This is a genomic window from Candidatus Nomurabacteria bacterium (assembly GCA_023898525.1).
GTDB lineage: Bacteria > Patescibacteriota > Minisyncoccia > Phycocordibacterales > UBA918 > OLB19.
Genome location: CP060227.1, coordinates 373,046 through 388,332, shown reverse-complemented (window position 1 = coordinate 388,332; position 15,287 = coordinate 373,046). Strand labels below are relative to the sequence as shown.

General features: G+C 37.5%; 15 protein-coding genes. 9 read left to right on the top strand and 6 right to left on the bottom strand.

All coding sequences use genetic code 11. From position 1 onward, the window contains the following. From H6779_01655 to H6779_01640, 4 genes are read left to right on the top strand one after another with little or no spacing between them, the layout of a single operon-like run. Positions 1-1,125 (top strand): glycosyltransferase, encoded by a 1,125-nt coding sequence (locus H6779_01655; GenBank protein USN88134.1) that lies wholly within the window; start codon positions 1-3, stop codon positions 1,123-1,125. Further along, positions 1,122-2,246 (top strand): glycosyltransferase family 4 protein, encoded by a 1,125-nt coding sequence (locus H6779_01650; protein ID USN88133.1) that lies wholly within the window; start codon positions 1,122-1,124, stop codon positions 2,244-2,246. The genes H6779_01655 and H6779_01650 overlap by 4 nt, the downstream gene beginning before the upstream one ends. Further along, entirely contained in the window at positions 2,243-3,367 is a 1,125-nt protein-coding gene (locus H6779_01645; GenBank protein USN88132.1) for a glycosyltransferase family 4 protein, read from the top strand. The genes H6779_01650 and H6779_01645 overlap by 4 nt, the downstream gene beginning before the upstream one ends. A 10-nt stretch (positions 3,368-3,377) precedes the next feature. Beyond that, entirely contained in the window at positions 3,378-4,256 is an 879-nt protein-coding gene (locus tag H6779_01640; GenBank protein USN88131.1) for an FkbM family methyltransferase, read from the top strand. Here H6779_01640 and H6779_01635 read toward each other — a convergent pair. Continuing rightward, positions 4,239-5,429 (bottom strand): flippase, encoded by a 1,191-nt coding sequence (locus H6779_01635; protein USN88130.1) that lies wholly within the window; start codon positions 5,427-5,429, stop codon positions 4,239-4,241. The genes H6779_01640 and H6779_01635 overlap by 18 nt on opposite strands. Positions 5,430-5,728: 299 nt before the next feature. Here H6779_01635 and H6779_01630 point away from each other — a divergent pair, with 299 nt between their 5' ends. Both H6779_01630 and H6779_01625 read left to right on the top strand, forming a co-directional pair. Further along, entirely contained in the window at positions 5,729-6,640 is a 912-nt protein-coding gene (locus H6779_01630) for an FkbM family methyltransferase (protein USN88129.1), read from the top strand. A gap of 2 nt (positions 6,641-6,642) precedes the next feature. Next, positions 6,643-7,452 carry a DUF1792 domain-containing protein gene (locus H6779_01625; GenBank protein USN88128.1) on the top strand — a complete coding sequence of 270 codons (810 nt, stop codon included), beginning with the start codon at positions 6,643-6,645 and terminating at the stop codon, positions 7,450-7,452. A gap of 23 nt (positions 7,453-7,475) precedes the next feature. Here H6779_01625 and H6779_01620 read toward each other — a convergent pair whose 3' ends face one another. From H6779_01620 to H6779_01605, 4 genes are read right to left on the bottom strand one after another with little or no spacing between them, the layout of a single operon-like run. Then, the gene (locus H6779_01620; protein ID USN88127.1) at positions 7,476-8,282 is read right to left on the bottom strand and encodes a methyltransferase domain-containing protein; all 807 of its coding nucleotides are present in this window, start codon (positions 8,280-8,282) and stop codon (positions 7,476-7,478) included. A 2-nt stretch (positions 8,283-8,284) separates the two neighbouring features. Beyond that, positions 8,285-9,079, bottom strand: a complete 795-nt coding sequence (locus H6779_01615) for an FkbM family methyltransferase (protein USN88126.1) — start codon at positions 9,077-9,079, stop codon at positions 8,285-8,287. Next, positions 9,072-9,830: a glycosyltransferase family 25 protein gene (locus tag H6779_01610; GenBank protein ID USN88125.1), complete on the bottom strand. Its 759-nt coding sequence runs from the start codon at positions 9,828-9,830 to the stop codon at positions 9,072-9,074. The genes H6779_01615 and H6779_01610 overlap by 8 nt, the downstream gene beginning before the upstream one ends. A gap of 32 nt (positions 9,831-9,862) precedes the next feature. Continuing rightward, positions 9,863-10,642, bottom strand: coding sequence for a DUF1792 domain-containing protein (locus H6779_01605; protein USN88124.1), 780 nt, complete (start codon positions 10,640-10,642; stop codon positions 9,863-9,865). Between the two features lie 142 nt (positions 10,643-10,784). Between H6779_01605 and H6779_01600 the strand changes: the two genes are divergently transcribed. The 3 genes from H6779_01600 to H6779_01590 all read left to right on the top strand — a co-directional run bounded on the left by H6779_01600 (position 10,785) and on the right by H6779_01590 (position 14,447). Further along, positions 10,785-12,971 carry an O-antigen ligase family protein gene (locus H6779_01600; protein ID USN88123.1) on the top strand — a complete coding sequence of 729 codons (2,187 nt, stop codon included), beginning with the start codon at positions 10,785-10,787 and terminating at the stop codon, positions 12,969-12,971. Positions 12,972-12,979: 8 nt separating this feature from the next. After that, the gene (gene murB, locus H6779_01595; GenBank protein ID USN88122.1) at positions 12,980-14,002 is read left to right on the top strand and encodes a UDP-N-acetylmuramate dehydrogenase; all 1,023 of its coding nucleotides are present in this window, start codon (positions 12,980-12,982) and stop codon (positions 14,000-14,002) included. 223 nt (positions 14,003-14,225) lie between these two features. Further along, positions 14,226-14,447, top strand: a complete 222-nt coding sequence (locus tag H6779_01590) for a hypothetical protein (GenBank protein USN88121.1) — start codon at positions 14,226-14,228, stop codon at positions 14,445-14,447. Positions 14,448-14,611: 164 nt separating this feature from the next. On the opposite strand, the gene H6779_01585 is transcribed toward H6779_01590, so the two are convergent. After that, positions 14,612-15,211: a redoxin domain-containing protein gene (locus tag H6779_01585; protein USN88120.1), complete on the bottom strand. Its 600-nt coding sequence runs from the start codon at positions 15,209-15,211 to the stop codon at positions 14,612-14,614. Positions 15,212-15,287: the final 76 nt, after the last annotated feature.

Sequence of the window (15,287 nt, the reverse complement as noted above, 5' to 3'; positions counted from 1 at the left end):
ATGGCGAACAAGATACTTTTTGTGCAGCCAAAATTGTCGGGTATTGGAGGAATAGAAAAAGTAGTTCCGCTAGTAGCAGAGGTTTTTTCTAGACGTGGTTATATGGTCTCTTCCGCTACTTTTTACGGAGTTAGACCTGAACATGACTTTTGGGGTGATATTTATCACTTGTTCGGTGATTTTGAAAAAGTGGGAATTTTCGGTAAATTAAGTCGAATTTATAAACGGTTTACTTGGCTTAGTGAAGTTTATAAAAGTAATAAACCGCAGGTGATTGTAGTGTCTGCTTCCGGTACGATTATTATTTTGATGTTGTTAAAATTCTTGCGAATAATAAAAGTGCCGGTGATTGTTTATGAACATCAATCGTTATTTCTAAATGACACTGGTTACGCTACTTTAAGAAAAATATTTTATAAATATGCAGATGGTTTTGTTGGTGTGTCCTCGGGTGTTGTTGAAGAATTAAAAAATAATTTTCCAGGTACGCCAGTGATTCTTGCTTATAACCCAGTGAAAAAGTGTGAAGTAATTAAACAAAAAACTGTTGATCCGATTTTTATTACAGCTTCCAGACTTGAGTATGTAAAAGGAGTGGATATATTAGTAGAGATATTTATAAGGTACGTACAGTCTGGTGGTAGGGGAAATTTGATAATCTTTGGAGAGGGAAGTATCGAGGAAATTCTAAAAGATAAGGTTAGAAAAGCTGGTCTTACAGAGCGAATTATTTTTTCTGGAGTTACTGATAATTTATGTCAAGAATTATCATCCGCTACCGCTTATTTGTCCTGTGCAAAGCAAGAATCTTTAGGGGTGTCACTAATTGAAGCTTTGTCAGCTGGCTTACCAATCGTTTGTATTGATGCTCCTTATGGTCCGCGGGAAGTTATGAATATAGAGGCTGATGTTGATCTAGAATATCCTTATGAATCAGACGTTGGTATTTTGATAGATGTTCTTAATAAATCGCCCAAAAATATTTCTCCTAAGTTTAACAAAGCTTTAAACATAATCTTGTCGGGCAAGACCGACTATCATAACCGAGCTAAGCTCAGAGCCGCTTTCTTTAGTCCGGAAAAGACTGTCGACCAAATTGAGTCATTATTCAAAAAAATACTATGAAAAAAAAGGTCCTTATCGTACATCAACAAACATTTGGTCTTGAGCATATCGGTGGAGCAGAAGCGGTGTGTGTTTGGATGCTAGAGGCCTTAAAAGGTGATTATGAGTTGTCTCTAGCTGTGCCACACAAGGGTGCTATGCTACAGGATATTTCACGCATTAATGATCAGTATGGAACCAATCTAAGGCCACAGGATTTTAAAGTGATTGAGGTTAAAGGCTGGTCTTTCATACGTCCACTGGTTTCCTGGTCTTGGTTTTTGCATACCTTTGTGTTTATGTTGCTGGTCAGGTTACAGGCAAAAAACTATGATGTTTGTATTTCTTCATACAATGAGTTTGATTTTGGAAATATACAGAGTCTGTCTTTACAGTACATACATTACCCAATGATAGATTCTACAACCAAGAGTGGCGTAAGACATGCATTGTCGGCGCTATTTGGTTATAAGAAAGAACGGGTAGATGAGTACAAATTCATGACTTGTTCTAACTGGACAGCTAACGTAATAAGAGAACACTATCCAACTACGGATGTGGCTACCGTCTACCCGCCAGTCAAATCAGTTTTGGTTTCAAATAGGTCATTTTTAGACCGCGATAATAACTTTTTGTTTGTTGGTCGCATATCTCCCGAGAAGCGTATAGAGAAATGTATTGAAATAATTAAGTCTATTAGAGACAAGGGGTATGATGTTGGTCTAACTATTGTCGGTCCGATATATAAGGACATGTACGCTAAAAAGATAAAAAGGATAGCCGAAGACAACTCATGGATAAAAATGGTTGGTTCGGTTACCAACCTAGAGTTAGATAAAATATGTCAAGAGCACAGATTTGGAATAAATGGTACTAAGGATGAGCAGTTCGGAATTGTGTTGGCTGAAATGCAGCGCTCCGGCTGTGTTGTCTTTGTTCCAAATGGCGGTGGTCAACTAGAGATAGTCAACGATAATCGTCTTATATATAATGACAAGGCAGATGCGGTGACGAAGATAATTAATGTCCTAGACGATGAATCTTTACAGACTGAATTGCACAGTAGGGTTCTGCAGACTAGCGAGGTGTTTTCTTCGGCTAAGTATGTAGAGAGGATTAAAGAAAAAGTGAAACAAATATGAAATTGAAGATAGCTACCATGATGCCAATTTTTACCCTGGCGCACTACAAGGAGCTCGGCAATAGATGCGAACATATTCTATTTTGTGACGAGCGTTTCGTTCCTAAATTACCTTCAGATTTTAGTAATCGGGTGGTTGCTTTAATACCAAAGACCAGCATTATTTCAGATATCTTGACTAAGGTGGCAACTCAACTATCGTGGCCGGTTTCTTTTACTAATCTGGGCGAAGCACTAGATAAGGAGAACCCTGACGTCTTGGTGGTAACTGATTTTTTTCATGGATATTTTTGGCAGTGTGTATCTTATGTCCGAAAACATAAAGGGAAAAAAATGATCTTGTACAGCGAGACCAAAAGGTGGCCAAGAAATTTTATCTCTTCTGCTATCATGAGGGTAATCTTCTTTTTTCTTAGAAGAGAGAAGGAAATCAATACAGTCTTTGTGTTTAGTGAAGAAGGTAAGGATTTTTTTAATGAGAAGTTACCAGGGGCGAGAGTGGTAGTTATGCCTAATCCGGTAGATACAGATTCATTTTCACCAGCTACGAATAAAATTTGGCTACCAGATAATAAACTACGTGTTATTATGAATTCTCGTTTCGTGCCATTTAAGCGTCATTCTGACCTTATAGAGGCTGTTTCAGTACTAGTTAAAAAGGGCAGATCGGTGTCTGTAACGTTAATTGGTCGTGATACCGTTGGGATGAAAAAGGTGAGAAAGATGATTGAGTTAAACAATTTAGAAAATGTAATAAATATTTTACCGACTGTGCCAGTTTCAAAAATACCCGACTTATACTATCAGCATGATGTTTTAGTATTGCCAAGTTATAACGAGGCTATAGGGATAGTGGTACCTGAGGCGATGGCTTGCGGGTTGCCAACCATTACTAGCGACACGGTTGGTTCCAATGTCTATGTGAGTGACGAGACTACCGGCTTTATTTTTGAAACCGGGAATGTTGGTGCTCTTTGTGACGCTCTAGATAAGTGTTTTGATACCACTAAATTATCTGTTATGGGTTCTGTCGCGCGTCATCGAGTGTTACAATTTTCGATAGAAAGAATGGTGTCTTTGTTTATAAAAGAGGTGGAGCAAGTAGATAAAAATAATTTTTAATTTTGCTATTATGAGACCTTACGAAATAAGAACATACATAAGAGAAAAGTTTCCAAAAATCTACTCAGGATTATTTACTGTTTTTATCCCTTTTTTCTCATTATGGCGAAACTATAAAGTGAGTAGATTTAAGAAGAAGGTGGTTCATGTTGCAAAATATGGTAATCACAAATTTTCTATTTGGTTAGATCCCAAAAACGGATTAGTGGATAGATCCATATTTATTGGCGACGTGTATGAGCCCCATATATTAGCAAAAATAGACAAATACTTACCCAAAGGAGGTTTCTTTGTCGATATTGGTGCGAATATTGGACAACATACATTATTTGCCGCTTCTGTCGTCGGCGAGGGCGGTAAGGTCGTCGCTTTTGAACCGGTTTCTTTTTTGGCCGATCAATTGTATGACAGTGTCAAGTTGAATGGTTTTGAAGGTAGAGTTAGTTTGGTACGTAAAGCCTGTGGCGATGAAGTGTTGGTATCAAATATAAGTTTGAAAAAAGATAATTTGGGCGGGTCGTCATTAGTTGCCACAACAGAAAACGCTGAAACGGAAGAAGTGGAAGTGTGTATACCAGATGATTTATTGCTCGGTGAAAAAAGGAAGGTAGATATGATAAAAATAGACACTGAAGGCTATGAATTTGAGGTGGTTAAGGGTCTTAAAAATACGATAGAAAAGGATAAGCCCGCAATTATATTAGAATACTCACCAACGCTTTGGGGCGATAGGGGTTTAGACGTTGGTCTTTTGATGTTGTCATATTTTGAGTCCCTGAGCTATCAGATTATTGATGTTGATCATGGTGATTTTGTGATTGATGATGTGAAAAAATGGGTAAAAGATTTTTCTTATCAACAAGCGAACTTATTACTTTTGCCAAAATAGTCTTCTCATTGGTTTAAAGAGTAGAGGGACAAGTGGGTTTATAGAGTAAGAGATAACTGTTGCAAAAGCTGCTCCAGGCGCACCCATTTTTGGTATCAAAATGATATTTAGTATAACATTTAATATCATCGGTATAACAGCGGTGTAGATTTGTATTCGGTAGAAGTTTTCGTTCATCATTACCGTTTGCATGATGAAGGTTAAGATGGTGCCAGTTAGAGACCAGATATATATCTGCAATAATTGAATACTTTCAAAAAATGCTTCTCCGTATATAATTGTGATTATTTTTGGTGCGAATATATAAATAATTAATGACAAAACCACTCCGTAGCCGATGAAGCCACCAACTAAAGCTAAAAGTCGACGGTTATGTACGCTCAGGTTGTGTCTGGCGTTTACGATGGCTGGAAAAATTGCGGTAAGGATAATCCCGGGGAGGAATTGCCACATTTCGGTCATTTGTACGGCCGCCCCATAAAAACCTACTGTCTCTATGTTTATGGAGTGTTTTATAAAGATCTGGTCTATTCTGGCGGCGATAGCGGCACTGGCGGCTACAATCATGAAGGGAAAGGAATCCTTAACTAGTTGTTTTGCATAAAATAGGTCAAATTGCCAAGACCAAGCTACTTTATTGAAAGTAATCTTGTATAGAATTAGTAGCGACGTGGCTATGAGCACTTGCTCAAAGACCAATATTGAGGCTAGCACCAAAACACCTTGATCCAGAACCATTACTACTATTTTTGCTGTAGAAATAAGTAGGTGATTGGTTAGGGTTATGATGGATAGTCGTTTGGTTTCCGTTTTAGAGTAAAATACATTTTGGATAACGGAAAAAGGGGTGATGAATTGTGCTACACAAAGTATGGCAATAACCGCAATTGTCAACTGATCGTGAGGAGTAAAAAAAGCATACCCAAGGGCTAATACACTCGTCATAAAGGCGGTTGAAAAAGAAATTGTCCATGCTGTACCGAGGAGGGTGTTTTCTCGCTCTGGATGTTTTACGATGTCTCGGTACAGTACGCCGGTAAGGGCGCCAAATAAAGCTAAGATGCCGATAACACTTTGCGCATATGATAACTCACCAAAGTTTTGTGGACCAAGTGTTCTGGCTATATAAAAGGTGGCAATAATAGAAATCACCATTGAGATTGCTTTTGACATACTAAGCCAAATAGCGCTTTTAAAATAACGCCTAGGATTATGAGCGGAAATTTTGACTAACAGACTATTTAGGTTGAACATAGTAAGGGCAGGATGATACGAATTAATATATCATAGAATATGTATATCGTATGATCTGGGATTAGAAAAAGATATCAGCATACAAAGTGTCTGATAGCTTAAGACAAAAATCTAGCAAGTCAGGAATTTCTTAAGTCTAGGATTGTATGTAATACTTATGCTGGGTAACGCATTTAGTATACAATTGTAATTTATATATGGTCTAACGTAAGAATAAAATGAGTAAGAAAATTAAACTAGGTATAGAGAAGATATTTAACATAATTTATCCTTTGCTTAAATTCGAGTGGATACAACATACAATGCGTAACTTAGGGTTTAAGTTGCCATATTATCGATTTGCAGAGAAGCTAGACTATCGCGGTGTGGTTGATTTTGTAGTTAACAACAAAAGACTTTATCTGCAATCATACAACCAGCCGATAGAAATGTTTATTTTCTGGTATGGAATTTTTGGAGAGTGGGAGTCGACACAGCTTAAGTTGTGGTCAGCTCTAGTAAAACAATCGGATATTGTTTTAGACATAGGAGCAAATACCGGAGTATATTCGCTTATTGCTACGACAAATTCAGAGGCCAAAATTTATGCGTTTGAACCAGTGCCTGATGTGGTAAAGATGTTGGAGAAAAATATAGAGCTTAATCAACCAAATAATATTTTTCTCAAGACCCAATTAATTGGGGATAGAATAGGTAGTGAAACTCTGTATATACCACGCTCAGGCTGGGTTGATGTTGCCTCTGTAAACAAAGAGTTTGCAAATAATTACCGACAAGGTAATGTTATGACAGAATTACCGTGTCCTATGACTACAGTCGATGCTTTTTTGGACGAACTTAATATAACAGATGATTTAAGTGTTTTGTGTAAGATAGATGTTGAAGGTGCTGAGGAGAGAGTGTTACAGGGTATGGTTAATGCTATGCGAAGCAGAAGGCTTACTTTCATGATAGAGATTTTGAACAAAGATTATTTTTCGCGCTTGTATAACATGCTGCCACAGGAGTATGAGATCATCGCTATTGATGAGGGACAAAAAAAGATATATAAAGTACAAGAGTTTGCTAATGGGGTGACTAATTACTTGTGTTCTAAACAAAATCTCTCAAGTGCAGATTTTAATCTATAAGCATGAATTATCTAAAGCGAACAATTCGATATTTAAAACTTCATCTTGGTAATCCGAGGTATTTGTTTACTTATGCTATAAATTACTTTAATCCAAATTTCATACCAGACATAAAATATTATGAATTAGATGAACTTGAAGATGTTTTGCGGGCAGGTAAATCCCTAGTGAGAATTGGTGATGGAGAGGTTTATATAATGAATAATGGCAACATTGGCTACCAAAAATTTGAACCAAAGCTCAAAGAAGTTTTTTTTAAGATCATTAGCGAATACGATGAATCGTCATCGTGTGTTATTGGTTTAAATAAAACACCGATATCCAAGTCAAATAGCACACTTCGAAAAGACAAGCTACTAAACTGTTGGATGCCAATGAAGTCATTTTATGAAATATACTTCAACAAAAAAGCTAAGTATTTTGATGCAACTTTATTCTACTATAATGAAACTTTCCCAGAGTATTTTGAAGCGTTCTTAAAGACCAGGCATTTGGTGCTGGTTACCAGACAGCATAGTATAGAAAAGTTTAAAGCCAATAAATCGATTCCATTCTCAGACGTATCTTTTGTCGAAACACCTGAAAACAATGCTTTTGATCAATATGACCAAATAAAGAAAGAGGTGTTAGATGAGGTGGCTAGACATGGAAAATCAAAAACGATTGTCTTGGCGGCGTTTGGGCCAGCCAGCAAGTTGCTGGTTTATGAATTAGCCAAGGAGGGAGTGGTGTCGATTGATGTTGGTCGGGGAATTGAGGTGGCTTATACAGATGAACGCATAGATCACATCATCTATCCTGATTTAAACTAGAGGCTACTTATGGTGCAGAGTTTCTACTTCTTTGTCATTATCAGCCAGACCTGCTCTTGCTCACCTCGTTCACGTAGTAGGTAGTATAAATCTCTATTATTCGAAATCTGTTGAAGAAACGGGTATTTGTCAGTCTCAGCCATTTGATAGGTTACGGAAGATATTTCGTGGCTTTTTGAAAAACGATCTTTTAGCTTTTTCTCCACACTGGGCGCCGCAAAATCATGCGTCTCAATAATCATCTTTTTAACATTAAGTAATGCTGGACAGATTTCTGGGTTTAATATTTTTTCCTCAAAACCTTCAGCGTCACAGATAAGTAGTGTGTTGGGCGTTATCTGAGCAGATAATTTTTCTGGTGTACACTTCTTATCAAGAGTCACTTTGTTCTTTAGGTTGTTCTCTGAGGCAAGTTTCTCAACCAGAGTCAAGGCTCTCTCGTCTATATCGTAGCCTATTAGATGGACATCAGAAAGATATCTTCCTAAGCCTACTAGGTAGTATCCTTCTGCGCAACCAATATCGATTATGGTGTCATATTTCTCATTTTTTATTTGCTCTAATGTTGGGTGCAGGATAGATTCATAATAACCAACCAGCTTGTGAAATAGTACACTGCCGGCTGACTCTTCTATATATTTCATGCCAACAAATGGACCGCCGCTTACTACGAGTCCTTTTTCAGCTACATATAGATCATAATATTTTTGATCAGGATTATAAGCAAAAAAGGGTGCTAGTGTTTTTCTCCATAATTTTAACACTATACCAAAAATTTGTTCCGGTAATAATTTCTTTAGCAATAATTTTATTTTTACGTGTGGGGGCATAATTATTTTTTAATAGCTAATATATTGGTAGCGTACTTTTCATTATTTTTGTATTCAAACGGATTAAGTTTATCATCAATTAAGGTATGTAAGGTAAAGATATCTGTTAATACATCTATGATCTCGTTGGGGTCACTACCTAGATTCTTAAAGTTATCAGTACAGAATTCAATGTAAACATACTTAGTTTTTTGGAGGGTTTCGGTTGCTCCGCTTAGTACCGCTGGTTCATATCCTTCAACATCAATCTTTAGAAAGTTAACTTCGTGCAAGTCTTTGGTGTAGTCGTCTAAGATTATTTGTTCTACAGAGTTTCCTGTCTCGCCCACATAGTTTGTGGTGTCGTCAGCGACCGACTCGTTAATAAAAACTTTTGTTTTTTTGTCACCGACAGCAAACGGAAAGCAGGTTACTATGCTTGATAATCTATTGATGTCCACGTTTGTGGTCAGTATTTTATAGAATTTTTTAGATGCTTCAAAAGCCAGAACCTTTCCGTCTTTTCCTACCTTGTCAGCCGATACTATGGCTGTACTACCGATATGAGCCCCAACATCAATAACAATATCGCCTGCACTTAAGAATCTCTCCAAGACCTTTGTGTCTTCGTCGCGGGCGGTTTTTTGCGCAAAAAGGACATACGTAAGCATGGAGGGAGCGAAAGTCAGCCTATAGTTTTTGTAAAACTTAAATGATAGCTTATCCCAAAACGGTGAATGTCCAATTAGCCAAGCCACAGCTCGTTTGATGGTAAAGACCAAACCATCCCTTTTTAGTATTCTTATTACTTTATTCATTGTCGTATATTTGATTAGAGGCAAATCTTTCTCTTTCTTGCTTCGCCAGTAATGGTACCACAGCTTTCAGATGTAGATTATTTTTTATTCTGGCTTGATTTTGCAGTCTGTCCGCCGCAAATCGTAATGGAGAGTAGAGTGGCTGCATTTTTTTTATACCTTTGTCGGTAACTATGTATGCACTAGCTAGATATAAAGGACGTAGAAAATTTACCGCCCTGGGTCTGCCTTTTCTTGCTAGTAGTTCGCGGGTATATTCATACATTCCCCATAAAATTAGCCAGGGTATTTTTACTAGTGCGTAAAATATAAAACGGTGACTCTTATTTGTTCGTTTTATCGTCGCCTTTATCCAATTTGTAATAAAAGTATTATTCATTGGAACGTAATCAATTTGTATCCAGTCAGCTCCGCTTTCAGTTACAAATTTGTCATCAAGCACAGATATAATTCGTTGATCCAGTAACACATCGTCCTCTAGTATTAGCGCCCAAGGTAATTTTTCTTGCAGAATTCTTTCGTAGGCTTTGCGGTGAGAATCAGCTATGCCAATTTGTGAATTTGACAGTTCGTGACCGTTTTCTTTCATGGCTAAGTCAGGACTATATAAGGTGTTACGATCTTTGATAGATAGTCCTGCACCAACGGTGCCAGTTATTATTTCATAAGGAATATTTAATTTACGCATCTGTTCCTCCATGAACTGGCGTCGTTCTTTGTCTTTAGCTAAATTTATGATAAAGGCTTTCATGCTAGATGTTTCAAAAAATGTAAGGTAATAATTTATAGTCGGGAAGAATAATCTTCTTCTTGACCTAGTATTTCTATGCCGTGACCTATGTCAATACATTGTATATTATGTTCTAAAACTCGATAAGCGAGAACTTTTCCTGCTGGCCCAGCCGCGATTAATACTGTAGCGTTCTTATTTTTAGCTAAATTTTTCACCTGTTCCATTAGGTAAGTTACGCTAAAAAAAGCATTGCTAATTGGAACGGGTACAAAACTAAAATCGATTGAATGTTTGTTGAAATACTTAGTCAGTGGCTTTTGAACACTATCCATAGCTAGTACTAGTACTTTTTTATCTGAGATTATGGGCAATATCGTGCTTTCAAATACTCCTTTGTGATAAAACATGACAGCATCAGCATAAGCGCTTTGGTTATTAAACAGGCGTTTAAATAGCACGCGAAAAAGTCTCCATATTTTATTGCGACTTCTTTTTTTAAGTGAGGGAAATGGTTCTGTTAGTGCAAAGTGGGGCACCGCTAACACGTAATTGCTGTCAGGGTTGTACTCAGTAACAATCTGTTTTAAGTCGCTTCTTAATTTATTATCAAAGGTTTGAAAATGGATAGATCGTCCCATAAGCAACATGGCCTCACCATCGCCCACCCTGATAAGGGACTTGCCCTTCTTTAAGTCGTCTTTTAGTTCGGTTGGAGTTTTTTTATGAAAATCAACAGAGTGAGGGTAAATTAAAAAAGATAAACAATAGTGAAAAAAAGCGACGGGCTCATATCTTATTCCATTGACAATAGTGGTGATTAGTTTCTTCATACAGGGTATGTACTACAAGGTGTTAAGCAGTATAACATTTAAAATACTACTTAAGTAACTGTGGTTAAAGCCATATTACGAGTACCATACTCTGTATAGTCTAGAGCATAGTATTTTTTAAATATGTTATATTGACACACATATGAATAGTTTTATAAAAGCAGTGGTATACGGTGGCCTTTTCGCTGTACCTTTTTTGACACTTTATGTCGCTAATGATTATTTCTTTCCATTTATTACTGGTAAAAACTTCGCTTTCCGAATCTTAGTTGAGCTGGCTTTTGTGGCCTGGGTGGTTTTGGCTTTGTCGGAAGTTAAGTATCGACCGAAGTTCTCGTGGGTGTTGTCTGGATTTGTTTTACTCCTGGTTGTAATGTTTTTTGCTGATCTCTTTGGTAAGCATCCACCGTCAAGTTTTTGGAGTAACTTTGAACGTATGGATGGCTATATTACGTTGGTGCACGTATTTTTGTATGTGTTGGTGTTGGGTAGTGTTCTTACCACCAAAAAGCTTTGGAGCTACTTCTTGCACACGACCTTAGTTGTAGCTTTTATCGTAGCTCTCTACGGTATGTCGCAATTGGGTGATGTTAACTACGGAAAAAACCGTATAGAAAGTTACTTAGGTAATGCTGCGTATTTGGCTATATACATGCTATTTCACATCTTTATTGCTCTGTGGATGTTGGTTGAAAGTAAGGTGAACTGGCATCGTGCTATCTATGGTCTTCTGTCAATATTATTCATCTTTACTTTGATTGAGACTGGTACACGCGGTACGGCTTTGGGCCTTGGTGTGGGACTTACGGTGATGATTGGCTATATTGCTATCTTTGGTGCTCGATATAAAGAATTGCAAAAAGTAGCTATTGGTTTTTTTGTCTTACTGTTTATTGGGGTTGGTGTTTTTGTTTTGGGCAAAGATACTGCTTTTATTCAAGATAGTCCTAACCTGTCTCGTATCGCTAATATCAATTTAGCGGAAGACCTTAAGGTGCGAGGCACTATCTGGGGTATGGCCTGGGAAGGGGTGAAAGAACGCCCGGTGTTGGGTTGGGGTCAGAGTAACTTCAACTATGTATTTAACGAGCAATACGATCCTTTCTTGTTTGATCAAGAACAGTGGTTTGACCGGTCTCACAATATAATCATGGACTGGCTGGTGACTGGTGGTTTTCTTGGTTTGATTGCTTATCTCAGTATCTTTGTTGCGTGTCTGTATTACTTGATAGTTGTGCCTCTTCGCCAAAAAGATGACGAGACTTTCACTGTATTAGAGCGGGCGGTTCTGCTTGGTATATTGACTGGTTACTTCACACACAACCTGGTAGTGTTCGATAATATTATCAGCTACATTTTCTTTGCGGTTATATTAGCTCTTATCCATAGTCGTGTCGGTACCCCTATTGCGGTAATTGATAAAATAAAGGTTGATAAAAGTTTAATTAACCAATTCGCTTTGCCGGTGGCAGCGGTGGTTGTTGTCTTGGTTATTTATACTTTGCAGGTTCCTGGTATGCGAGCCGCCGGTGACATAATAGATGGCTACAGTACCAATGATCCGGAATTACGGTTAGAGGCATTTGATCGTGCACTTAGTCGCGATTCGTTTGCTTATCAAGAGATTGTTGAGCAGTTAGCTCAACAAGCGATGAATATAATGCAGGACTCAAAAATTCCAGACGACATTAAGAAGCAGTATGTAACAAGATCCGAACAAGAACTGTTGAATTTGATTGAGTGGAAACCAGGTGATGCCAGGGTCCATGTCTTTGTAGGCAGTTTTTATCGTGCGATTGGAAATTTGGATGAAGCTGCCAAGCAAATGGCAATTGCTCGTGATCTTTCTCCGGAAAAGCAGTCAATTATTTCACAGCAGGGTATTGTAGCTTATAGCCAGGGTGACTATGAGACGGCTAAAGATTTTTTCAAAGAATCTTATGATCTTGACCACCGTAACACTGAAGCCTTGCAGTTTTATATGTCCATGTTGTTTCTTAATAACCAGGGTGATGAGGCCAAATCTCTGGCCAATAGCGATGATGTGTTAAGTAGGATCTCCTCTAATGATTTTCTTCTTAGCGTTGTGAACCAAGTAAATGATATTGATTTCTTAATAAAACTATACGAAGCTAGAATAGAGAAGGATCCGGCCAATGAACAAAATTGGGTTTCGTTATCTTTTCTTCATTACAAACAAGGGAATAAAGAAGAGGCTGTTAAAGCCCTTGAAAGTGGAGCAGAGGCCAAACCGTCGTTTAGTAAAATGGCTACATGTTTCGCTGAAAATATTAAGGCTGGAAATGAGCCTCAGGCAGGTTGTCAATAAAAGTTTATATGGAAGTTGAGGTTAAGGAGAGTGTATTAATGTGCAACTATACTACGCTGAAAGTTGGTGGTGAGGCACGCTACTTTGTTGTACTTAATAGCAAGGATGAGGTTGAAATGGCAGGGCGGTTTGCGAAGCAAACCGCCCTGCCATTTCTCGTACTTGGTAGTGGTTCAAACATACTGTTTAGTGATAATGGTTACCACGGAATTGTGTTTCATAATCAAATAAAAGGCAGACAATATACAGAAGACGATAATGATCAGGTTACGCTTGTCTGCCAAGCGGGAGAAATACTGGATGAGGTAATTGCAGACACTGTTGATCGCGGTTTCTGGGGACTGGAGAATCTATCAGCTATTCCGGGTACAGTCGGAGCTGTCCCGGTCCAAAATGTCGGTGCTTACGGTGTTGAAGTTTCAGACCTGATTACTTTTGTGGAGACGTACGATGTTACCTCTGGTGTTTGGCGTAAGTTTACTAGAGATGAGTGTCGGTTTGGGTATCGAGATTCATTTTTTAAAACAAGTGAAGGAAGAAATCATATAATTGTGGCTGTTCATTTTAATCTACAAAAAAAACCAGTACCGAAAATTAGTTATGCAGATTTAGTAAATTATTTTTCAGATCGTGAAATAACGCAGTCAGCGATAAGGAAGGTAGTTGTTGAGATTCGTTCCAATAAGTTTCCAGATTGGCACGAGACAGGTACAGCTGGATCTTTCTTTAAAAACCCAATTATTTCAACTGAAGACAGTGAGGTATTGCTTAATAAATATCCTAATCTACCAATTTATAAAACAAGCGATAGTAAGGTCAAAATATCGTTAGGTTATATTCTCGACAAGATTTGTAATTTAAAGGGTTATCGTAAAGGTGATGTGGCGCTGTTTGATAAACAGGCTTTGGTTTTAATTAATTTAGGTTCACAGAATGCTGCTGAGATAAAAAGTTTTTCGGAAGATATAATCAAAAAAGTTTATAATAAAACCGGAGTTACGATTATACCTGAAGTAAATATTATTGAGTGAAGTCGATTGCTAATGGTAGTGTAAGAAAAAAATGCACAAAAAAATTTTTTAAAAATTTTTTTGTGCATTTTTTTATCCACAAATTTTTTTTACAAAAGTGATTGTATAAATTTTTTTTACACGTGATAATAGTAGTAAGCAAAAACTTTCTCTTCTGATTGTTCTTTGAAATTGAGAAGGTCTTGCGGTCGAATTTTATCCACTAAAATACTCTCATCACAATATGCCAACAGCAAAAAAGAAGACAGTAGCGAGGAAGACCGCAAAGAAGGTGGTCAAGAAAACCGCTCCTAAGAAAAAGGTAGTGAAGAAGGTAGCTAAAAAGGCAGTAAAGAAAACAACAAAGAAAGCAGCTCCAAAGAAGAAGGCTGCTAAGAAGACTGTAAAAAAGACTGTCAAAAAAGCTGCTAAGAAGACTACAAAAAGAAAGACTACAAAAAAATAATTGATGCAAATGGTACTTATCATTTGCCGATCAAGTTTATTGCATAACAAATCGCCCGTTAGGGCGATTTGTTATATATCTAAAAACCATATTAGTTAATTTTAAAACCATGCGTACGCATGGTTTTAAAATTAACTTTGTAAAAATAATAATCTAGGTGACTATTATATTTTACCAACCAGATCAATTCCTGGAGTTAAAGTATCGTCACCTTCGTTCCAGCTAGCCGGGCAAACCTTGGCTGGATTCTCGTTTACAAATTTCGCTGCCTTCAATTTTCTGAGTGTTTCTTTAGCTGAGCGACCAACCGCGTCACAGCTGATTTCGATTGTTTTAATCTCACCTTCAGGTGAAATTATAAAAGTACCTCGATGAGTAACTCCTTGGTCCTCAATCAGTACTCCAAAGCTTTCAGATATGACATGTGAAGGGTCGGCTGCCATTGGGTATGTTATCTTTTTAATAGTGTTTGAGGTGTCATGCCAAGCTTTGTGTACTTCAGGTGTATCTGTCGATACAGAAATAACTTCTGCATTTAGCTTCTTAAATTCTTCATAAAGGTCAGCTAGTTCACCGAGCTCGGTTGGGCAGACAAAAGTAAAGTCTTTTGGGTAAAAAACTAAAACCACCCATTTACCACGTAACTCAGAAAAGCTCATCCCTTTGAATTCTTCGTTTTGGTATACGTCAAGATTTATTTCTTCAGGCACAATATCACCGATGGTAAGGGTGTCAAAAAGGGGGTAAAAATCTTCATTTTCCATATTTTGTGTATCGTTAAATATAATGGACTATTCTAGCACAGTTACATAAAAGCGTATCTGGCTGAATCTTTGTAAT